This is a genomic window from Aquimarina agarivorans (assembly GCF_000218485.1).
Taxonomy (GTDB): Bacteria; Bacteroidota; Bacteroidia; order Flavobacteriales; family Flavobacteriaceae; genus Aquimarina; species Aquimarina agarivorans.
Genome location: NZ_AFPB01000162.1, coordinates 1 through 21289 on the forward strand (window position 1 = coordinate 1; position 21289 = coordinate 21289).

A 21289-nucleotide genomic window follows, 5' to 3' on the forward strand; every position below is an offset into this window, starting at 1 on the left:
ATAATAAAACTTTTAATGCCAATAATGATATAAGGCATTCATTAACTTGGTCTCATTTTTTGCAGTGGAAAAAATTGCAACTTTCTTTAGGCTGGAAGCACAGAACGGGACCCCCTTTTACTATAGTAAAAAAGTTACCTGATCGAAGAGGGAATTTACCTCCCGACGCTATTGATTCTTTTAATGGCGAAAGAACACCCGATTATCACCGTTTAGATTTTTCGATAGCTTACGGAGCTAAACTATCAAAACGAGAAGATTATAAAAATTTTAAAATTGGGTTATCAATTCAAAATTTGTATAACAGGAAAAATATATTAAACACAAGGTTCAGTAATTTTATAGCTTCAACCGATATTGATTTAACTTCAAATTTCCCAGTACGGCTTGATAGTGAGTCATTAGGAATTACCCCTAATGTTTATATCAGGTTAAATTTATAATTAGTCTCAAATTTAAATTATTTAAACGAGTATGTTTTTTGAATTATTTGATTTGTTTAATAGCTTTTTTTCAAGTCAAGCAACTATTCCGTAAATTTTGAGAATTTTAAATTTGAAGAAACATCAAACTTGAAATATAGTTATCATTAGTAGTATAAGAACAACAAGATAAATCATAAGCAAAAGTATTTAACTCACTCATTAAGTACAGATTGTATATTTTGCTGAATGATAGTCAACATATTAGTTTCAAACCACGGATTTTTAGCTTTCCAAAATCTGTTTGTTGGTGAAGGGTGGGGTAAAGGCAAATATTCAGGGAGGTATTTTTCCAATTGTCGGACTCTTTGGGTAAGGTTTAATTGATCTTTTAAATAATAATCTTGTGCATATTTGCCAATAAGAATATTTAAATTCGGGCGTTCTAATTCAGTTAAAACCTTTTGGTGCCAAGTTGGTGCACATATTTTTAAAGGAGGGATGTCGCCAGTTTTTGCTTTGCCAGGATAACAGAATGACATAGGCAGGATAGCAAAATTGTTAGGATTGTAAAACGTAGCATTACTTACCCCAAGCCACTCCCGTAATTTATTGCCGCTAGCGTCCTGCCATGCTATTGATTTGTTGTGCGCAATACGACCAGGAGCCTGACTAATTAAAATGATTTTAGATTTTTTTGAACCCGCCACAATAGGATTTGCCCCAAGAGGTAACTCATTGAGGCAAATAGTACATTTTTTGATATGTTTTAGTAATTCTTTTATTCTGTAAAATTTAAAAGTTTTGCTCCTTGAGATACTGTTGTATAATCGGCAAATTTTGCTCCGTTTTGAGCATTAAAATCTACAGAGTTTATTACTGCTATCCTAAATTTTTGATTTGTTAAAAAGTCGCTAATATCTTGATCTGTTAGCATATTTAATTCAAAATTAGTGTCTAAAACAATATCAACATCTAAGCTTGTATGATTAAAACTATACTGTAGTGTTCCTGCTTCTAAAAAAAAATTAGTTGGTAACAGTTCCCAAACTTCTCCATTAGTTGAGTTCAATCTGCTTCTTCTGTACACAAAAATAAGATCACCGTCAGTAATAGCTATATTATCAGGAATATCAGTAGTTACAACAAATTGATTTTCTTCAATAAAATTTTGACCTTCAATTTCAAAAATTACTGTTGAGCTAAAGTCATCGCCGCTAGCACCGTTAGTGCCATTTCTTCCTGGTGGTCCGGTAGGTCCTTCGCACGAAACCATCAAAAAGCTCATGCTTAAAAGACCAATTAATAAATTTTTAATGTTTTTCATAATTTTCATTTTTCAAAATTAATACTTGCCGAGTTTACGCAGTAGCGTTGTCCCGTTTCAGTAGGGCCATCATTAAACACGTGGCCTAAGTGTCCACCACAATTAGCACATAGTATTTCGGTTCTTATTCTGCCAAGACTGGTATCTCTTTCATAAATGACTGTTCCTTCTTCAGAGGCATCAAAACTAGGCCAACCACAACCACTATCAAATTTATGCTCGCTAGTAAAAAGTTTTGTACCACACCCTTTACATGTGTAAGTACCTTCTTCATAGTGCGTATCTAATGCTCCACTAAAAGCACGTTCGGTTCCCTTTTCTCTAAGAATGAAATAAGACTCTTCTCCAAGTTGTTCTTTCCATTCTTGATCAGTTTTTTCTACATTAAATTTTTTCATGGTTTATTCAGTTGGTTTAAATTGTAATGAAACGCTATTAATACAATGTCTTTTTCCTGTGGGTTGCGGCCCGTCTCCAAAAACGTGTCCTAAATGACTACCACAATTACCACAAAGCAACTCCTTACGTGCGTAACCTAATTTATAGTCCACGCTAGTATCTACATTTTTTTCAATTGCTTTGTAAAAACTTGGCCATCCAGTGCCGCTATCAAATTTATGCTCACTACTGTACAATGGAATACTACAACCTTTACACTCGTAGATTCCTTTTTTATAATGTTTATTGTATTCACCGGTAAAGGCTCTTTCTGTACCAGCTTGCCTCAGTACGTAATATTCAAAATCAGATAATTCTGATTTCCATTCAGCTTCAGTTTTGTTTATGGCATAAGATTTGGTATCATTATTATGATTTTCTTGTCCTTTACAGGAGAATAAAATGCTACAAATGCTTATAAAGGCGATTAATTTTTTCATTGTATTAAATCGAATTTTAAATACTGTTAAACGAATATCTCAAAAAGTTAGCCAAACTTTGTTTTTTTAATAAAAATTTAAAAATTAATTTTGGCGTCCTTAAGAGTTAGTTGGAAAAATGAAATCATCTTAACATAATTATTCAAAAAATTGTAATTTTAATATTCAAATTTAAATATGACTATTATGAAATTTAAAAATCAAATAATATTAGCACTTTCGTCAGTTTTATTATTGGGGTGTGCAACAAACCCTTTTACAGGAAAAAAAACATTGGCTTTAGTAAGTAATAGTCAGATATTTCCTATGGCTTTTCAACAGTATGACCAGTTTTTAAGTGAAAATAAAGTAGTTAAGGGAACATCAGATGCTGAAATGATCAAGCGTATTGGTCAAAAAATATCGAAGGCAGCAGAGCGTTGGTTTAATGCCAATGGTCATCCAGAGTACTTAAATGGTTATAAATGGGAATATAATTTAGTGGATGATGCTACTGTAAACGCATGGTGTATGCCTGGCGGTAAAATTGTTTTTTACACTGGTATTTTACCAATTGCTGCCAATGAGGCAGGAATTGCTGCAATTATGGGGCATGAAGTAGCACACGCCTTAGCAAATCACGGACAACAGCGTATGAGTGCAGGTCAAATACAGCAAGTTGCAGGGGTGGCGGGCTCAATAGCTATGAGTGGTAAAAGTGCTGCCGCTCAGCAAATTTTTGCACAAGCTTTCGGAATAGGGACTCAAGTTGGTGTAATGTTACCTTTTAGTAGAAGTCATGAAACAGAAGCTGACAAAATTGGGATAAATTTAATGGCAATTGCAGGATACAACCCTGAGGAGGCAGCAAAACTATGGGTGCGAATGAAATCAAATTCGGCAAAAAGCGGAAACGGCGCACCTCCTGAAATGTTAAGTACGCATCCATCTAATGATACCCGTATTGCTAACTTAACTAAATGGGCACCAGAAGCTAGAAGTGAAGCTAAAAAATTTGGTGTGACCACATTTAAATAGGCTTTAAATTTTACATTGTAATTTAAGAGCACATTGCTCAATAGGTTAAATCATAATAAACACCCCAAATTGCTAGTCAGCAATTTGGGGTGTTTTAATATAGCTCAATTGATTGTTATAATTTTAGTTAAATTATGACTTATTCAATTATCAATAATAAAGTTACCGTTCAAAATGGTTGTTTTTTTGCATAAAACTTCAAGTTAAAAAATGCCGTAGCAAGGGTTACTACATATTTTCTTACTTTAAAAAAAAACTAACTTTTATTTAATTAATTTGAAATCGTTACAATAAGAGCATATTTTATGCATTGTAAATGTTGTATTGAAATAATTATAACGTTAATTAAATTTTATATACGCAAATTTCAATAAATATTTATTTAAAATTGTTGTCTTTTGTAAGCTTAGCGTTACTTTAACGATATATTAATCGAATAGATTTTTCTAATAAATTAAGGCAATCGTAACTAAACTGACTTAATTTACTATTTGGTAAATTAAGTTATAGTATTAATCAATATAGTGTCTTTATTTTTCGAATTTGATGTTCATATTTAAATTTGAACATCAATTTTTTTCATACATACAAAGAACGCTTTTTTTATACGAGTTAATTATTACTAACACATTGATTATGAATTTAAAAATCTTTTTTTTTTAATATTCTTCAACCTTTGCATAGGAGCTTTTGCTCAAGTAGAAGTTGATATTAACTTTGATGTTCGTCATACTGTTGGCGGACAAGATACTTTTGACCGAGAAAAGTATATTGTTATGCATGCGGATCAGTCCGACGGTGATTACAACAGAGAATTAGGAAAACTAGACAGTTTACTAGTGCGCTACCGTGCAAATTACGGAAGGGGTACAGGATTAATGCGTTTCATTTCGAGCCAAGTAACAGAAGATCCTACCAGACCAGGTTTTGCTGATCCGACAAGTATTGAATTTTTTGGAAATAGATCAACTGTAAATTATGCAAATTTTCAAACAGGAAAACATGCTACTCAAACTAGAGGCGGTGTTATAACTGCGGCGCAAGATCGTCCATTTTTTCCTGATGGTACTTTAACAGATTCTGGAAATTTTGCTTTTTCTACTGCTGATGGTCCAGCTGATGATGATTTTGGTACTGCTACAGGGGAATTTATGGGACGATTTTTAAGAGCAGCTTATGGGAACGATCCAAATAGCGGTATGGATGGACCTCCTAGGCCTATTTGGGTGGAAGCCATTAATGAGCCATTTTTTCCTTTATTTGATTTTGCAAATGATAATCCAGCTACAGCTGAAGAAATTTTTGAATTTCACCGTAGTGTAGCCAGAGAGGTTAAAAGATTCAATCCCGATGCTAAAGTAGGTGGTTTTACTAATGCATTTCCTGACCTTCAGTTTTTTGGAGCAAAAGGTAATGATCAGCGTATTTTTGGACAATGGGATCAACGTTGGGAAGGGTTTATAAATACTTCAGGAGATCAAATGGATTTTTATTCAGTTCATTTATATGACTTTCCAAGTATTGGAGGGGGTTTGGAATTGTTGCGTAAAGGAGGAAACAATGAGGCAATTTTGGATATGATTGAACATTACAATACGATCCGTTGGGGCGAGGTAAAACCATGGGTTATTTCTGAGTATGGTACTCAGTTAAATGATTTTTTTAGTCAAAACTGGACACCTGGCAGAGATTGGTTTATTTTAAGAGCATTTTCATCAATGATGATGCAGTTTATGGAAAGACCCGATGTTATTGAAAAAACGGTGCCTTTTGTATTGGGAAGGGCCGAATTTTTATATGCTGGGGCAGCTAACCCTGGTTTTGTGTATCCTTGGCGAATGATGCGCCGAGCTGAAGAGTTCCCGTTACCATCAGGTATTGGAATTAACCAAGCAAATGCTTTTCCGCAGTTTCCTAATAATCAACCGCCAGATGATCAAAAATATGATTTTACTGAAGTAGTTAAATTTTATGAATTATGGGCAAATGTAGATGGTACTAGAGTGGACACTAAATCGTCGGACTTAGATATTATGGTAGATGCCTATGTAGATGCTTCAAATAACAAAGCTTATGTAATTTTAAACAGTCTTGAAGATGAAAATACGAGCATAAACCTAAATCAAATAGGTATTGATGCCGCAAATGTTTCTGAAGTTGAAATTCAACATTTATTTTTAGGATCAAATGGAAATCTTTCATTGACTAAAGTACAATCGGGTACAGCTCCTGAAACTGTTGTGGTTAATGAAGATGCAACTATGATTATAGAGTATACCTTTGCTACAGCACCATCTGTTTCCAACACTTCCGAAGAAAGAAAGATTTATGCCTTATCGGCAAATCCTAATCTTCCTGCGGCGGATCAAGGGACTGTTTTTCCAAGAACTATACAAGCAAATCAACCAATTACATTTATTATTCCAGGAGTAACAAAGGGTAGTTTTGGTGAAGCTACATTGCGAATAGGAATTGGTAGAACAATTAATACACCAATTATTCCAGTGGTAACCGTCAACGGTACCGAAATTGAAGTTCCTGTAGATTTTAGAGGTGATGATCAATCAGACAGAGCGCAACGTGCCGCTGGTCAGCGAATATTTTTTGGTTTATTAGAGGCGGACGTCCCTTATGACTTGTTAATAGCAGGTGATAATACGGTGGAAGTAACCTTTCCTACGGAAGGGGGAGCGATAAGTAGTTGTGCCTTGCAAACATTTGAATTTACTAGAGAAGTTACAAGAACAAATTCCAATGACCGAACAAGGTTTTTAAGTTTTAATAATCAAGCGTCATTTATTTTGTCAGGCGATGATACTCCAACGCTAGAAGTTGGTAGCGATTTTGAATTTAATATTAGTTATGCTACGGGTCTATTAAATGCAGAGGAAGAGGAGTTGCTAAATATTTCCACTGATATTTTAAGGTTAACACCAGCAGGAGCAGTCGTGGGTAGAACTGCATTTGACTTTGCAGTACCTCAAGGAAGTGAAAACGCTGATTCAGAAGTAATTTATACGTTTACCGTACCTGAATTTTTTGCTCAAGATAATTTACAAGATTTAGATACTACGAATCCTTTACCAACAACTCCAGCCGAGTTAGGGAATGATAGGTTAGTATTGCGTATTGTAATGTCAATAAATAATGACACTATTTTTGAAACGGTACAGACTGATGTTAATATTGTTAACAACGGGACATTATCAACTGAAAGTTTTACAAACGGAATTACCGATACAGTTACGGTGTACCCCAATCCAACAACATCAAAATTAACAATTTCAGAAGAAGTAAATAGCTGGAAAATTTATGATTTATCAGGAAAAATAATTTATAAAGGTGAAGCTTCAACAATTAAAGTAGATCAACTTGCTGAAGGTTTATATTATATAATTTTGGATGATAATAAAACTCAGGTATTCAAGTTTGTGAAAAATTAATTTGATTAACCATTAAGTCTAATTCTTAAAAAACACGTGTATTTGCTAAAATTTACACGTGTTTTTTATTGATCTCAGGTTTAGTTAAAATTATGCATTTTTAATGCATTTTGCTTTTAGCTTCTAAAAATATTACAAGAGCTATTGGCAATTAGTAATTAGCTGTTGGCTTTAAAATACTGTATATAGCTAAAGGCTAATAGCTAATTGCAAAAACGGATGTTTAAAAAGTAATGACTTTTAGTCATAACCGAAACTATGGTACTTTTAGTCCATAGAAATTCATTTAAGCCATTTCTAATTGTGAATTATCAAGCAAAAATAAGCCATTTTGAATGTGAAATTTAATGTTGATACAAACATAAATTGAAGTTGTAAAAGGCAATTGACTATTTACTTCCTTAAAAATAGTTTACAATAAGCTAACTAAATAGCATTTTGCGTTTTAACATAAAATTCTTAATACCAAATGGTGCTTAAAATAGAAAACCTTTAGTACCTTTAAGGTAAAGGTGATTTTTATGGATGCATTGCAAAAAATTTTTGATGGTTTAATGGAAAGGTATAAAGCAGACGTACCTGATGTATCAAAAATAACCAAAGCAATGGTTGATCAATATATAATTCAAAATCAATTTGATATTGAAAATGATCACGTTGCTTTTCGAACTATTGGAATCCCCAAATTGGGAATAAAAGCTTTCGAAAAAATTTTCTTGAATTATGGGTACAAGGCAAGAGATAGATACAATTTTGAGTCAAAAAAACTGAATGCACGTTGGTATGCCTCGCCTACAAATAAATTTCCTAGGGTGTTTATAAGTGAATTGCGTATTCATGAATTTCCTAAAAATATTCAGGAACTCATTTTAAAATATACAAATGAAATTACCAATGACCCAATCAAAGAATTAGACTTAAATAATCCTGAGCAAGTGGATGATTTTTTACATACGCCTTTGTGGAGTGTACCTTCATGGGAGGACTACCAATCGCTTTTAAAGGTGAGTGAATATGCAGCTTGGGTAATTTACAATCGGTATTATTTAAATCATTATACTATAGCAGTTTCAAGTTTACCAAAAGGATTTAATACATTGGAGTCATTTAATGATTTTTTGAATTCTTTAGGTATTTTATTGAGTGATGCAGGAGGCTATATAAAAGAAAGTCCCGATAAATTATTGTTGCAAAGTGCTACAGTATCGCAATTAAAAAAAGCTATTTTTGCTGCCGGTGATTCGCATTTAATTGCTGGGAGTTATGTGGAGTTTGCTGAGCGAAAAATACTGCCGGAATATCAACACATACCTTTAGCTGAAATTGAAAGAAAACACAGAAAAGAAGGATTTGAAGCTGCAAATGCGGATAAAATTTTTGAAAGTACATTTACGAGTCAACTAAAAAGAAAATAGTTTTTTTGAGCAATAAGAGAAGTTATAAATAGCGTATTGAACAATGAAAAAAATTTTGGTATTAGGTTTAGGTAAGGTAGGAACGCTTATTGCCACTTTACTAAGTGATACATACGAAGTTACCGGAGTAGATAGAGATACTCCTTATTATAAATTTAAACAACCATTTTTAATTGCAAAGGGCAACGTTACTGATCGTAATTTTATTACCCAATTAATAGCTGAAAATGATGCTGTAGTATCTGCCTTACCCTATTTTTTAAATAAAGAAATTGCCAATATTGCTTACGAGAGCGGAGTTCATTACTTTGATTTGACTGAAGACGTAGCAACAACAAACTATATTAGAGGATTAAGTGAAACTGCTAAGTCAGTTATGGCGCCCCAATGTGGTTTAGCGCCAGGAATTATAGGAATTATTGGTGCGGATTTAACAAAAGTATTTTCTAAAGTAAGGGACATTGAACTTAGGGTGGGTGCTTTGCCTAAGTACCCTAATGGCTTACTTGCGTATTCATTTACGTGGTCTCCAGCAGGGGTGATTAATGAATATATAAATGATGCGGAAGCCATTCATAATGGAAAACGAAAAATGGTAACTTCATTGGATGGTATTGAGCATATCAATATTGGAGGAAGGGAATTTGAAGCTTTTGCCACATCAGGTGGTTTAGGAACTATGTGCGAAACTTTTGAAGGGAAGGTGGATACGCTCAATTATAAATCAATAAGGTATCCCGGACATGGTAAATTAATGAAATTTTTAATTCATGAATTAATTTTGAAAGATGATAAAGCCCAGTTGACTCAAATTTTAGAAAATGCCAAACCACCTGTAAAAGAGGATGTTGTATATATTTATGCGGTTGTTGAAGGATGGAAAAAAAAGGGCGGAGAGTTATTTAGGAACGAATTCTACAAAGCATATTCCCCCAAAACTATTGCAGGTCATGAGTGGAGAGCTATTTCATGGACAACTGCAGCATCCATAGCGGCGGTTATTGAAATGGTTGCTAATGGAAGCCTGCCACAAAAGGGATTTATCAAGCAAGAAGAAATACCTTATAAAGATTTTATAGCCACTAAAAGTGGACAATTGTTTATTGATTAATTAAAATTTTAACTACACTTTAAAAAGTGTGTAGTCATCAAAAATTTGAAGGGTATTAAAGCCTATATGTTCTTTAATAAATGTTAAGCTTTCATGAGTATAAAAAATTACATGAGTAGGATCATTTTTATACCACCAATTACTGAAATTTATTGTGTGATCATACAAATAGGTTTTTAAAAGCAATGTTCCACCAGGGAGTAGTAATTGATGAAGCCTTTTGAATTCTTGCAAAGGAAAATAAAAATGCTCTGCGACTTCACAACAAGTTATAAAATCATAAGTGTTACTAAAAACTTCAGTTGACGGAGCATATATTGGATCAAAACCTGCTACTTGATAGCCTTTTTTTTGCAACAAATACTGTACTATAGCGGTTTTTCCACATCCATAATCTAAGCCGTGGCTTTTTACAGAATAGTTTTTTACAACAGCATTAATTAATGGAGTTACAAAATTCTGGTATCCTTCATCTTCAATATCATCACTATGTTTGTCGTATCGTTCTTTTTCGGCGGTAGTATTTAAGTAAAATTCAGGATGTAAAAAAATAACTCCACACGTTTCACATTGTGAGTACGATCTTTTTTTGGAAGAATAAAATAAGTGCGTGTTAGCACTTTTGCATAATGAGCATGTCATGGTTGGAGTATAAAAATTTAATAAAAAAAAATCCACTTGAAGTAAGTGGATTTTTTTATTGAGATTAAGAATTCCCTTTCAAGAAATTTTTCAATTATGCCTTTTCTTGCAAAATTAAAGTGATTTTATTTTTTGCCATTTTTCTTTCCAAATAGTCAAGTCATCATGAAATTTATCAATTTTTTTATACACATCTGCTACCATTGGATTGGATTTATCGGCGTGTTTAAAAAATTGTAGGTTATTTTCTAATTGCAGTATTTCACCTTTTAATTCGTCCATACGTTTGCGGATAAATGACTTTTCATCCTGTAATACTCGTTGGTCGTTTTGATCAGTAATTTCAGCTAATTTATTATCAAATTTAATAAGTTCAGCTTCCTTTTTATTCAAATTAAGTTTAGCAAACATACTATCCAAAATTTGACTAAATTCTTCCTCAATTTTACGTTTTTTGTACGGTACTGCACCAAAAACCTTCCACTCACTTATTTTTGAAGTCACTGATTCTAAATCTGTCACCTCAAATGCTTTCAGTTTTTCTAGGAAACTCGATTTTTTTTCAAAAGCTTCTTCCTGGGCAGCATTAGCCGCTTCCTTTTTATTGTTTATACGGTCAAAATAATAGTTGCAAGCATCCTTAAATTGTTTCCATACTTTATCGCTATCCTTACGGGGAACATGACCAATTGATTTCCATTCACTTTGGATACGTTTCATTAAAGGAGTAACAATTTCAAAATCATCACTATCCTTATTTGCTTCGGCAGTAGCAATTAAATCTTTTTTCTTTTTAAGATTATCTAGTTGATCGCCTTTTATTTGTTTATAAAAGTCGTTTTTTGCTTTGTTAAAACCTCGTTCAGCAGTACGAAATTCATCCCAAATACTATTTTTAAATTCATTAGGAACTCTGCCAACTTTTTTAAATTTTTCATGAAGCGCTTCAATTAGCTTCATTGCTTTTTGCCAATCCTGATGTTTATCTTTTGGAGCTTCGGTAATTGCATTTATTTCAACAAGAATATCCTTTCTTGCCACCAAGTTTTTCTTCCTGTTTAGCGTCTTGTTCCGTGTAGTGCGCCTGCCTGTTGTCATGAATTTCTCGCGTAAGCTCGCTAAATTTATCCCAAATTAAATCTTTATACTCTTTGGCAACTGGACCAATTTCTTCCTTCCAAATTTTGTGTAAAACCTGTAATTCTCTAAAGGCTCTATTGATATTAGTTTCTTGCGTAAGCTCTTTGGCACGCTCAATGATTTTTACCTTTTGCTCTAAATTGTGTTTGTAATCTAAATCACGAAATTCACGATCAAGGTGAATTATTTCGTAAAATTTATCTACATGGTGATAAAATGTATTCCAAACTACGTTATTTTGGTCTCTTGGAATAGCGCCTGCCTGATGCCAGTGTTCCTTAATATTCTTAAATAAATTGAATTTATTGTTTACTGTTTCATTGGAAGAAATAAGTGTTTTCAATTGCTCGATAAGTTCCAAACGATGCTTTAAATTCTTTTCAAGGTTGGTTTTTAAAGTTTTGTAATAATCGTTCTTTTTGTCCTTATAATTGAAATATAACTCATTGAATTTTCGTTTTAAAGGAGTTGTAAAATAGAAATCAATTTCATTTCCGCCTTCAGCAATAAATATTTCTTTACTTTTAGCCGCCTTTTCGTCAAAGTTTATATTAAAATGCTTACGAATATTTTCAACCTGATCTTTAATTAATTGCACAGGATAATTTGTAGTTAATTTTTTAAGACTATCCAGCAATTGTTCTTGCGTAAAGGAAGCGTAATCTTCAACAGGAATTTCAATAATTTTTTCCTTTTCTTTTTCGGTTTCAGCTATAGCATCATCATTTTTTACCTCATTTTCGGAAACAGAAGCTTCAGAATTCACAGGATCAATAGTAGGTTTTTCAGTTGATTCTGTTTCATTGGTAGTCGTAGCTTCTACATCATTAGTTGTTGTAAAAGTATTTTCTGCAGCAGCGTCATTATTTTGAGCTTCTAAATCGGTGTTTAAATTTTCGCTAATAGGCATTGGTAAACGATTTCAATTTTAGATTTTTGAAAGATAATAAAAATTGCTAGTAAATAAGCACAAATGGCGTATTGAAATATTGTTCAGGAATTCCAAATTTCATATGATTTTTCAGCTTGTAAAATAAGCATTTGCAAACCGTTACAAGTAATTGCATTTTTTTCAGCTCCTTTTTTTAAAAAAGTGGTTTCCGCAGGATTGTAAATTAAATCATATAAAACATGATTATTAGTAATAAACTCATAGGGAATATTTGGACAGGCATCCACGTTTGGAAACGTGCCTAAGGGCGTACAATTAATAATTAATAAGTTATTTTTAATGATCTGCTGATTCAATTCTTCGTAAGTGTACTGGTTTTCTTTTTTGTTGCGCGAAACAAAAGTGTAATCAATATCTAAACTTTTTAATGCATAAGCCACAGCTTTAGAAGCCCCTCCAGTTCCTAAGATCAGTGCTTTTTTTGGTATTTCCTTAAGTAATGGAAGTAATGAATTTTTGAAACCGTAAAAGTCACTATTATATCCAGTTAGGCTACCATCGTTTTCAAATTTTATAACATTTACTGCGCCAATTGTTTGCGCAATAGGATCCAATTGTTTTAAAAAAGGAAATACATCTTGTTTGTAAGGAATGGTTACGTTAAGCCCATGGAGCTTATTTGTTTTTAGTACCTCACGCAATTCATTAATGTTTTGCAAATCAAAATTTTGATAGCTAGCATTAATTTTTTCTTTTTCAAAACGTTCCTTAAAATAGGATGCTGAAAAAGAGTAGCTTATATTTTTTCCTAACAGGCCGTAAGTTTTTTTCATAATTATAATTTCCCTTTCGGGAAGAATTAAAACCTTCGTAATGAAAGTTATGTCATTGTTATTGGATTTAAGTTTTTAAGAAATATTTTGGATTTTGATAATTGTTATAACAGTTACATTTTTTTAACAATTAAACTATTATTGTTTCTTTAAATTTAATGTGATTGATAATAGTTTTTAAGTATCTATATGGGGCAATAACCGATTTTAGGAGTAAACTCATTTAAAAAAGATTTGTGTGATCAATGAACTTTGTTAAATTTTAGAAGTTTTATTTCCTACATAATCCAAATACAATACTACGCCAATACCTACTATAATCCAAAGTAGCGCAATAAATGTTGCCGAATTTAAAGCAGGAAGGTAACGTTCATAATGATCCAGCACCGCATTGCTATTATTGTCCATAAGTAATTGATTGGTAGTGTCTAGTTTAAAAATTTTATTTTTCCAAGGCCATACCACACCAAGTGAACCTAAAATAAATCCTATGATACTGGCAAAGGTTTGATTTTTAAATTTTTTAAGCACAAATCCCAACAAATGGGATAGACTAACCATGCCTACCAATGAACCTATACTAAAAATTATAAGCACTGTTAATAAACGCATATGTTTTGCATTGTTTAAAAAACTAAAGTCGTTATTAAATACGTAAAGAAAAGTGTCAAATAATGTATTTACTGAATCAACCAGCAACAATACGTAATTACCCAATAGAATAAGTATAAACGAGCCTGAAAGCCCAGGAAGTGTCATGCCCGAAACTCCAATTATGCCACAGAAAAACACAAAAATAAGGTTGTCATTTTGCGTACTGGGAGGTAGTAAACTAATGGCAATTCCTGCTAAAGTGCCTCCAATTAAAAAAGAGAGCGTAGTTGAATTCCAATTTTTAAAGGTACGAGCAATATAGATTACTGAGCCTATAATCATTCCAAAAAATAATGACCAAACATACAATTCATGAGTGACCAAAAAGTAATCCAGAATTTTAGAAACACTAAAATAGCTAATCAGCATTCCTGCAATGAGCAAACCCAAAAAAGAACCATTGATGTACTGAAAAAAACTAGCCCACCTAAAGTTAATAAGTAGTTTAAACGCTTTAAAATTGATTTTTTGAAGCGAGTAAATAAATTCCTCATAAAAACCAGCAACAAAAGCAACAACGCCACCAGAAACCCCAGGGACTTTATTAGCAGCACCCATAGCCAAACCTTTTAATACCAAAAGAATTTTATCGACTAAAGTACGCGTGCTTTGTGGCATAAATTGATGTAATTTCTATTTGTTTCGTTCTCCTAATTTTTCTAAAGCTAAAATACTGATAAAACCAATAATACTAAGTATAACGGCAAGTAGGATTTGCGGTTCGCCATCATAATTTGATGGTAAAACGGATTGTTCCTTTAGGGTAATTGTTTTATCGCTGACCACCATGGTTTCAAGCACCTTTTTCCATGGCCATATTTTATTTAATGAACCTAAAATAAAACCAGTAAGAATGGCTAAAGTTATATTTTTATAATGATTAAATAACCATTTCAGCAAACGTGAAAAGGATAACAATCCAATAATTGCACCTAGGGCTACAGCACCAACTTTGGCAAAATCGTGGTTGTGTACTGATTCGCTAATGGTGGCGTAAGCACCAAGCAATACTAAAATAAATGCCCCAGAAATACCAGGTAAAATCATGGCACAACTAGCTATGGCACCAGCAAAAATTAAAAAAAGTGTACTATCAGTTCCTTGCATAGTGCTTAATTGAGTAATGCTAAATGCGCCAACGGCACTAATTATAAGCAATATTATAGTAATCCCATTCCATTTGGTTATTTGTTTAGCTACATACAGTATACTAGCCAATACCAAACCAAAAAAGAATGCCCATATTTTTATAGGATGGTTTTCAAGTAAAAAATGCATTAATTTCATAATACTCAGTGCACTGATTATAACACCAAAAGCTAATGTGGTTAAAAAATTGGCATTTGCTTTTTGCCAAAATGATTGAAGTCCATTTGTTTTAATCGTATTAAAAAGTGCTAGATTTATGTTAGAAATACTTTCCACCAACTCCTGATAAATTCCAGAAATAAAAGCAATAGTTCCTCCAGAAACTCCAGGGACTACATCGGCAGCCCCCATTGCCATCCCTTTTAAAAAAATGATAAAATAATCTTTAATTGATCTTTTCATAGTTGATGTGTCCTTTTTTGCTGACGTCAAAAGTAATTAAAAATAGGAGAGTAGTGGTATTAAAAAATTGCTAAGTGGTAATAATTAATCAATAATTTCGATGGGAGCATCCATAAAAATTTCCCCTTTGTTCGTAGGAACCAGATAAATACCAAAACATACTGATTTTCCTTCTTTTTTAAAGGTGGCTAGCGTTCTTAATGGTTCTTGATTGTCGCGTTGTTTCAAGGTTATAGGGTCAATGGTGCTTAAGGAACATCGATTTGTTTTTGATACAACATTGAATATGATGTTTCCAATTTTTAGTGTTTTCCACAATTCTTCCTCGTAAGCTTGCCCACCTGTAACTATCAGATTAGGTCTAAAACTTTCTGCGGTTAAATGTGTTCCAATCCTATTATTTAAATCATTTAACGATGCTTCAGAAATTAAATGTATGGGAGCTATATCGTTAAAAGCTTTTTTACTGGTAATAGTATCGGATGAATCAAGTTTAATTAAGCGACATGATATATTTAAGTATTCAGAAAGTAACTTATTAATTTTTGTGTTTTTTAAAAGCTGGACTTTTACAATATCATCAAATAGATGTACTTCAGTTAACATTTTATCGAATTGGTCAACATTAATAGTAATCTCGGCGTTATCTAAAGTAATATGCAGCATTTGCTGATTTACCTTAATGATTAGGTGTAAAAATTTAGAGTACTCGCGTGCCGTAAGTACTTTATTATTTTGATCAATAATTGCATAATTTCTATCATTTTGAAAACCGTTAAATTCCACCTTAGTATGAGTTAATTCAATAGGTTTGGCTGATTTTAACGGGTAAACGAGTAACTTTTTTACACGATGTATATCCAATATATGCAAGTTTAAAAATTAATTACCACTCTGCCATTGAAACACAACTGAAGTATAAATTCATTTGAAAATTTGAAATTTATAAGCATCCCGCATATATATGTTGCACCTCAATTAAATTTAAACAGGTGGGAAACAATTCTTCAAAAATCACAAAATAATCTGCATCTGCTTTTAAAGCAGTTTCTAAATAATAATTGGCTTTCGTTAAATTATGTTTAATGTAATGCAATCCTGCTAAACGAATTAATAATTCATTATTTTCAGGAAAAAGCTCCAGAGCTTGATCCAAACTTATTATGGTAGCATCAATTTCACCTAATTTCCACAACAGATCTGCTCGTTGAATCCAAGTATTAATATCATAATCTCCAAATTCGAGTGCTTTACGATAGCCTCTTTCAGCTTCTTCTAAAAAACCTAAACGCAGGTTTATTTTTGCATAACGTTTCCAGTAATTAATATTTTCAAAATCAATTTCCAATGCTTTGTTAATATAGTACAATGCTTTTTGGTAATCTTTTTTTGCGTTATAAAAATCAGTAATTGCAATCCAGCCTTTATCTAGTAAAGGATCTTCATTAACAGTTTTAATGTAATAGTGTAAAGCTTTGGTTTGTTCGCCAAGTTTTTCGAAACTTTTTCCAATGTGGAGTAACGCAAAAGACGTTGGATCTTCTAGCTCCAGCGTAATCGAATAATTTTCAATGGCATCATTGTAACGCCCTAACTGCTCTAATACTTTGCCTTTTTCAATATAAGCACCAACAAACGTATCGTCACTTATTATCGCAAAATCAAATGCAGCTAATGCTTTTTTTAATTCTTTAATGTCGCAATATTGTTTGCCTAATTGGTGCCAAGCAACTTCACAGTAAGGATTTGTTTCCAGATATTCAGTTAAAAAATTAATAGCTTCTTCAGGCTGATCTAAAAAGTTAAAACAATTAATTGTATTGTATAATGAAGAATAGTCGTCAGGATCTAGTTTTAAACATGCTATAAATTCGCTTTTTGCATTTTCAAAATCATCCATAAACAAATATTCCATGCCTAATAGGGCATGAACATCGGCTTTATCTTGGGTAAGCTTTAATGCTTTTTTTAATAATTCAATAGCTTTACCATGATTGCCTCTTTTAGAAACAATTGACGCTCTTTGAATAAATACTTCATCATTTTCAGGTTCCAATGCCTGTAGCTGATTCAGTAAACGCTCAGCATTGTCCAAATTATCTTCAAAAACCATGATTTCAACATTAAGTAGTTTTAAATTAGTTGAAGAAGGATGCTGAGCAAGTCCTAATGAAATTGCTTTTTTTGCTTTAGCTAATTTACCACTGTCCAAATAAAAATGGATGATGTTTTCAAATTCGTTGGAATCAAAGAAAACAACCCTGTTTGATTTAAGCATTGCCTCATACCTGTCCAATGCAATATTTTCATTATCGTCGTGATTGCTTAAATACATATGACCGTTTTTTGAACCTTTTTACATCAGGTTTGTTTTTTGATTTTATTAAACAATGCTGATGCTCTGTTTAATAAAATCAAATTAAAATACGTTTTAAACGTTCTTTTTTCTAAGATACAATCTTATGCTGTACATTTCAATTGTATTAAATTGTCTTGTTAACATATTAATTAACAAAATTGATACCACTTATCGTTTATTGATTCCTAATCTTTACTTATGCTATGTAAAGGTTAGTACTAAAGTAGTATTTACTTTATTTAAGCATACTGAGTTATCATTATTTTAACGTATTCAATTTAAGTGAACACTTTCAAGAAAATTCATTTAAAATTTCCAGAAGTATCTGACATCCCTCTTCAATTTCTTTATCACTGATAGTGAGCGGTGGAGTGATACGTACAGCTCTTTTTTCAAATAATAAAAAGAAAAGTATCAGCCCTTTTTCTTTGCATTTCATAACAACTTCAGTAGCTAATTCTGCCGTAGGCAAAAGTATAATGAGCATTAATCCTATTCCTCTAATTTCATTAATTAATGGATGTACTAATAATTTTCTGAATAATTTTTCCTTTGCCAATGTGTCAGGAATTAGATCTGAAGAAATGACTGTTTGCAACGTAGCTAGGCAGGATGCCGCAATTATAGGATTTCCTCCAAATGTAGTAATATGTCCAAGCATGGGATTATTCATTAGTAAATCCATGTGAGCTTCCGATGCAGTAAAAGCACCAACGGGCAATCCGCCACCTAATCCTTTGCCGGTAACAACTACGTCAGGGATTACATTATAATTTTGAAAGCCAAATAATTTGCCAGTTCGACCGATACCAGGTTGAATTTCATCTAAAATTAATAAGGCTCCAACCTGGTCACAGCGTTTTTTGACTTTAGTAAGGTAGCCGTTTTTTGGTTGAATAAATCCAGCGCCCCCTTGAATGGTTTCCAAAATAACTCCGGCGGTTTGTGTTGTTATTTTGCTTAGATCATTTTCATTATTAAATTCAATAAAATGAATATCTGGAATTAAAGGTCTGAAAGCTTGTTTGCGTTCCTCATAGCCCATAACACTTAGTGACCCCATCGTATTACCGTGATAAGCCTTTTTGGCAGCAATAATTTGGCTTCGACCAGTAACCCTACGAGCTAGTTTTAGCGCCCCTTCAATAGCTTCAGTACCTGAATTGGTCAAGTATGTTTTATTGAGTGGATCGGGGAGGTTTTTGGCAATAAGTTTTGTCAGTTCAACGGCAGGTTGCTGTATGTATTCACCATAAACCATTACATGCAAGTACCGATCTACTTGAGCTTTAATAGCCTCAACTACATTTGGATGGCAATGCCCTAAACTACAAGCCGATACACCCGCTACAAAATCCAAATGTGCTTTTCCTTTGGTGTCATATATGTAGCTTCCACTTGCATGGGAAACTTCCATAGCTAAAGGAAAAGGAGTGGTTTGTGCCTGATATGTAAAGAAATCTTTTTTCATTTGCTATTATTAATGAGTTGACAGTTTTAGTTGTGAGTTGTTGGTTATTAGTTGTGAGTAGTTAGTTGTTGGTTGTATGGTATAATTTTTAATATAAAAATTTAAAGTTTGAATTGAACTAACTATTTTTTAATTTGTTTTCAAGTAATATAAACAATGAAAAGTCCAACGGAGAATGTTGATAATATTAAGCAGAATCAAAAATAAATACAATCATTGTTGATCCTGATACTTCACCATTTGAATTAAATTTTGATATTAAAAAAAGATAAACCAGATTATAAAATTAATTAAAAATGAAATAAAAAGTCAAATAATGGAATTTTTGTTAGAAATTTTTATATTTATTTAACTAGCTAACAGCTAATAACCAACAACTCACAACCGAAAACTAATCATCAGACGCTTCTTTAAGTTTGACATCTTTAAAACGAGAATGTTCTGATCGTTGCTCATTAATTCTTTTTAATGTTTCTTCATCAAAAAAGTCTTTTTCTTCTTCCGGAAGGGGCAACCCCTTAATCTTGGTAAGTTGAAAAGGGGCTTCATCCCTAAATAAATCTTTTTTACTGGAAATAAGTTCATCTCCTCGCCAATTGAGGCCTTGTAATTCTCTAGCATTTGGTGGTAATTCACTTTCCATGTAAAGTGTACCTTCCACGTTATCGTAATAATAAATATCGGTCATTTCCTGTTCCTCAAATAAAATCCGAATATTACTACAGGCTACTTTGTTAATTCCAATTAGTTCCTGTTTGTCATCACGTTGAAAATAAATGGTTTCCGTATTTTTATCAATATCAACAATATCCAACTTGTTATTTTTAAACAACCCATACAAAATAGCGCCTTTAACTTGGTTAAATCCTTCTTTTAATGTATCCTGCTGTACTAAAAAACTATTATTATACACTTTTAACGAATCTAATTTGTTTGTTTTTTGATCGGAAATTAATTGAATAGTATCCCCAGTCATTTGGTTTTTTGCAGACCATAATATGGGTTTGCCAATCATTTTGGTAAAGCCTGTGATCTGTGCCATACTTAAGGAATCGCACTTGCCGCTCATGTCGGTTTTATATATCCGAACATCATAAAAACCGCGAAGTAGTCTTTTTTCAGGTTTTCCCGTAACCATTATTGTATCGCTGTGGATAAAAATGGAATCATTTTCTTGTTTTGAAATGGCTAATGCTCGCTTTGTAATAAAAACAGAATCTTTATTTTTAAAAACTTCGGCATAATGACCTTTTATTAAACTGTGATTTGCGGTGTCAATAACGCGAATGTTGTTGGTTGCAGAAGCAAAATTAATGTTATTATCCACGTAAATACTGTCGCCAAGTACACGTCGGTTGTCATAATCAATTCGGGCGTTTTTGATGGCATATCCGATATCAGTTTTTGTATCGTAAAAACCACGTTCACAATACAAGATACTTTCAGGGCTTACTACTGTTGAAGGTCCGTATAAATAAACTTTTCCCGTTTCGTTAAAATAATCAAGTCTGTCAGAATTTAAAGTATTTTCATTGTTTACCACTACCACTTCTTTTGTGAAAGTTGAAAATTTACGATCCATATAATACCTTCCGATACGACTTGTCAATGTCATGCTAGAGTCGATTACCGTTCCTCCACTGCGGTAATATGCTTGCTGGCGTAATCTGTCAAAAAACAAGGTATCTGTTTTAAGTGTATTTTGTTCGGTTTCCAAAACAACATTGGTACTGGCATAAGCAAATTCGGTATTTCCGTTATATTCAGCATATTTGCTATTCATTGTCAATGTGTCACCTTGTTTCATTTGAACATTTCCATAAGCTTTAACAAAGCGGTCTTGGCCATAATGCACAGCTTGATCGCACCAAATTTCAATTCCTTTATGTTTTAAATAAACTTGATTGTCAATTTTACTGAGTAGGGTAGCACCAGGATATTTTTTTTCATCTATTTCCAATCGGTCAGATACCACGTCGATTACCTTAGATTCTTGCGCAAGCAAACTACTTGTAAAAAGAAGAATGAAAAGCGTTATGTTTAAATGAGATTGTTTCAATATACAATTTTTGACAAATTTATTTATTTAATTCAACAATGTATAAATTAATTATACATAGTACATTTTGATGTA

Annotated in this window: 18 protein-coding genes and 1 pseudogene; 5 read left to right on the top strand and 14 right to left on the bottom strand. The window is 32.6% G+C overall.

Going from position 1 to position 21289, the window contains the following annotated elements:
- Nucleotides 1-443: pseudogene (locus tag GMC_RS19880) on the top strand (TonB-dependent receptor); the annotation flags it as partial.
- A gap of 194 nt (nucleotides 444-637) precedes the next feature.
- Here the strand turns inward: GMC_RS19880 and GMC_RS0112385 are convergent.
- The 4 genes from GMC_RS0112385 to msrB (GMC_RS0112400) are packed head-to-tail and all read right to left on the bottom strand — an operon-like array spanning nucleotide 638 to nucleotide 2627.
- A complete protein-coding gene (locus tag GMC_RS0112385; protein ID WP_029489754.1) occupies nucleotides 638-1207 on the bottom strand; it encodes a uracil-DNA glycosylase family protein in 570 nt (189 codons plus the stop codon).
- Entirely contained in the window at nucleotides 1204-1749 is a 546-nt protein-coding gene (locus GMC_RS20795) for a hypothetical protein (RefSeq protein ID WP_138940627.1), read from the bottom strand. The genes GMC_RS0112385 and GMC_RS20795 overlap by 4 nt, the downstream gene beginning before the upstream one ends.
- 5 nt (nucleotides 1750-1754) lie before the next feature.
- Nucleotides 1755-2147: a peptide-methionine (R)-S-oxide reductase MsrB gene (gene msrB, locus GMC_RS0112395; RefSeq protein WP_010522439.1), complete on the bottom strand. Its 393-nt coding sequence runs from the start codon at nucleotides 2145-2147 to the stop codon at nucleotides 1755-1757.
- A gap of 3 nt (nucleotides 2148-2150) precedes the next feature.
- Entirely contained in the window at nucleotides 2151-2627 is a 477-nt protein-coding gene (gene msrB, locus GMC_RS0112400; RefSeq protein WP_010522440.1) for a peptide-methionine (R)-S-oxide reductase MsrB, read from the bottom strand.
- Nucleotides 2628-2813: 186 nt separating this feature from the next.
- Between msrB (GMC_RS0112400) and GMC_RS0112405 the strand changes: the two genes are divergently transcribed.
- The 4 genes from GMC_RS0112405 to GMC_RS0112420 all read left to right on the top strand — a co-directional run bounded on the left by GMC_RS0112405 (nucleotide 2814) and on the right by GMC_RS0112420 (nucleotide 9613).
- Nucleotides 2814-3644 (top strand): M48 family metallopeptidase, encoded by an 831-nt coding sequence (locus GMC_RS0112405; protein ID WP_010522441.1) that lies wholly within the window; start codon nucleotides 2814-2816, stop codon nucleotides 3642-3644.
- A 776-nt stretch (nucleotides 3645-4420) separates the two neighbouring features.
- Nucleotides 4421-7087, top strand: coding sequence for a T9SS type A sorting domain-containing protein (locus GMC_RS0112410; RefSeq protein ID WP_010522442.1), 2667 nt, complete (start codon nucleotides 4421-4423; stop codon nucleotides 7085-7087).
- A gap of 521 nt (nucleotides 7088-7608) precedes the next feature.
- Entirely contained in the window at nucleotides 7609-8502 is an 894-nt protein-coding gene (locus GMC_RS0112415) for a DUF1338 domain-containing protein (RefSeq protein ID WP_040472538.1), read from the top strand.
- 43 nt (nucleotides 8503-8545) lie between these two features.
- Nucleotides 8546-9613 carry a saccharopine dehydrogenase family protein gene (locus GMC_RS0112420; RefSeq protein WP_010522444.1) on the top strand — a complete coding sequence of 356 codons (1068 nt, stop codon included), beginning with the start codon at nucleotides 8546-8548 and terminating at the stop codon, nucleotides 9611-9613.
- A 12-nt stretch (nucleotides 9614-9625) separates the two neighbouring features.
- Here the strand turns inward: GMC_RS0112420 and GMC_RS0112425 are convergent, their stop codons facing one another.
- The 10 genes from GMC_RS0112425 to GMC_RS0112465 all read right to left on the bottom strand — a co-directional run bounded on the left by GMC_RS0112425 (nucleotide 9626) and on the right by GMC_RS0112465 (nucleotide 21214).
- On the bottom strand, nucleotides 9626-10255 hold the full coding sequence (locus GMC_RS0112425; RefSeq protein ID WP_040472542.1) for a methyltransferase domain-containing protein: 630 nt from the start codon (nucleotides 10253-10255) through the stop codon (nucleotides 9626-9628).
- Nucleotides 10256-10369: 114 nt separating this feature from the next.
- Nucleotides 10370-11296: a DUF349 domain-containing protein gene (locus tag GMC_RS20800; RefSeq protein ID WP_157998168.1), complete on the bottom strand. Its 927-nt coding sequence runs from the start codon at nucleotides 11294-11296 to the stop codon at nucleotides 10370-10372.
- A complete protein-coding gene (locus tag GMC_RS20805) occupies nucleotides 11271-12305 on the bottom strand; it encodes a DUF349 domain-containing protein (protein ID WP_050813315.1) in 1035 nt (344 codons plus the stop codon). The genes GMC_RS20800 and GMC_RS20805 overlap by 26 nt, the downstream gene beginning before the upstream one ends.
- Before the next feature lie 83 nt (nucleotides 12306-12388).
- Nucleotides 12389-13120 carry a shikimate dehydrogenase family protein gene (locus GMC_RS0112435; RefSeq protein WP_010522446.1) on the bottom strand — a complete coding sequence of 244 codons (732 nt, stop codon included), beginning with the start codon at nucleotides 13118-13120 and terminating at the stop codon, nucleotides 12389-12391.
- A 255-nt stretch (nucleotides 13121-13375) separates the two neighbouring features.
- The gene (locus GMC_RS0112440) at nucleotides 13376-14392 is read right to left on the bottom strand and encodes a DUF368 domain-containing protein (protein ID WP_010522447.1); all 1017 of its coding nucleotides are present in this window, start codon (nucleotides 14390-14392) and stop codon (nucleotides 13376-13378) included.
- A 15-nt stretch (nucleotides 14393-14407) separates the two neighbouring features.
- Entirely contained in the window at nucleotides 14408-15325 is a 918-nt protein-coding gene (locus tag GMC_RS0112445) for a DUF368 domain-containing protein (protein WP_010522448.1), read from the bottom strand.
- An 84-nt stretch (nucleotides 15326-15409) separates the two neighbouring features.
- Nucleotides 15410-16189: an MOSC domain-containing protein gene (locus GMC_RS0112450; protein WP_010522449.1), complete on the bottom strand. Its 780-nt coding sequence runs from the start codon at nucleotides 16187-16189 to the stop codon at nucleotides 15410-15412.
- A gap of 79 nt (nucleotides 16190-16268) precedes the next feature.
- Nucleotides 16269-17660, bottom strand: coding sequence for a tetratricopeptide repeat protein (locus tag GMC_RS0112455; RefSeq protein ID WP_010522450.1), 1392 nt, complete (start codon nucleotides 17658-17660; stop codon nucleotides 16269-16271).
- Nucleotides 17661-17976: 316 nt separating this feature from the next.
- Complete coding sequence (locus GMC_RS0112460; protein ID WP_010522451.1) at nucleotides 17977-19155, bottom strand: aspartate aminotransferase family protein; 1179 nt, start codon at nucleotides 19153-19155, stop codon at nucleotides 17977-17979.
- Nucleotides 19156-19546: 391 nt separating this feature from the next.
- Nucleotides 19547-21214, bottom strand: coding sequence for an OstA-like protein (locus GMC_RS0112465; RefSeq protein WP_010522452.1), 1668 nt, complete (start codon nucleotides 21212-21214; stop codon nucleotides 19547-19549).
- Nucleotides 21215-21289: the final 75 nt, after the last annotated feature.

Bases quoted from the DNA above. Each gene is read 5' to 3' on its own strand.
- msrB (WP_010522439.1), bottom strand. From the start codon at position 2,147: ATGAAAAAATTTAATGTAGAAAAAACTGATCAAGAATGGAAAGAACAA.
- GMC_RS0112425 (WP_040472542.1), bottom strand. From the start codon at position 10,255: ATGACATGCTCATTATGCAAAAGTGCTAACACGCACTTATTTTATTCT.
- GMC_RS0112420 (WP_010522444.1), top strand. From the start codon at position 8,546: ATGAAAAAAATTTTGGTATTAGGTTTAGGTAAGGTAGGAACGCTTATT.
- GMC_RS0112415 (WP_040472538.1), top strand. From the start codon at position 7,609: ATGGATGCATTGCAAAAAATTTTTGATGGTTTAATGGAAAGGTATAAA.
- GMC_RS20795 (WP_138940627.1), bottom strand. From the start codon at position 1,749: ATGAAAAACATTAAAAATTTATTAATTGGTCTTTTAAGCATGAGCTTT.
- GMC_RS0112435 (WP_010522446.1), bottom strand. From the start codon at position 13,120: ATGAAAAAAACTTACGGCCTGTTAGGAAAAAATATAAGCTACTCTTTT.
- GMC_RS0112410 (WP_010522442.1), top strand. From the start codon at position 4,421: ATGCATGCGGATCAGTCCGACGGTGATTACAACAGAGAATTAGGAAAA.
- GMC_RS20805 (WP_050813315.1), bottom strand. From the start codon at position 12,305: ATGCCTATTAGCGAAAATTTAAACACCGATTTAGAAGCTCAAAATAAT.
- GMC_RS0112445 (WP_010522448.1), bottom strand. From the start codon at position 15,325: ATGAAAAGATCAATTAAAGATTATTTTATCATTTTTTTAAAAGGGATG.
- GMC_RS0112440 (WP_010522447.1), bottom strand. From the start codon at position 14,392: ATGCCACAAAGCACGCGTACTTTAGTCGATAAAATTCTTTTGGTATTA.
- msrB (WP_010522440.1), bottom strand. From the start codon at position 2,627: ATGAAAAAATTAATCGCCTTTATAAGCATTTGTAGCATTTTATTCTCC.
- GMC_RS0112460 (WP_010522451.1), bottom strand. From the start codon at position 19,155: ATGAAAAAAGATTTCTTTACATATCAGGCACAAACCACTCCTTTTCCT.
- GMC_RS0112405 (WP_010522441.1), top strand. From the start codon at position 2,814: ATGAAATTTAAAAATCAAATAATATTAGCACTTTCGTCAGTTTTATTA.
- GMC_RS0112455 (WP_010522450.1), bottom strand. From the start codon at position 17,660: ATGTATTTAAGCAATCACGACGATAATGAAAATATTGCATTGGACAGG.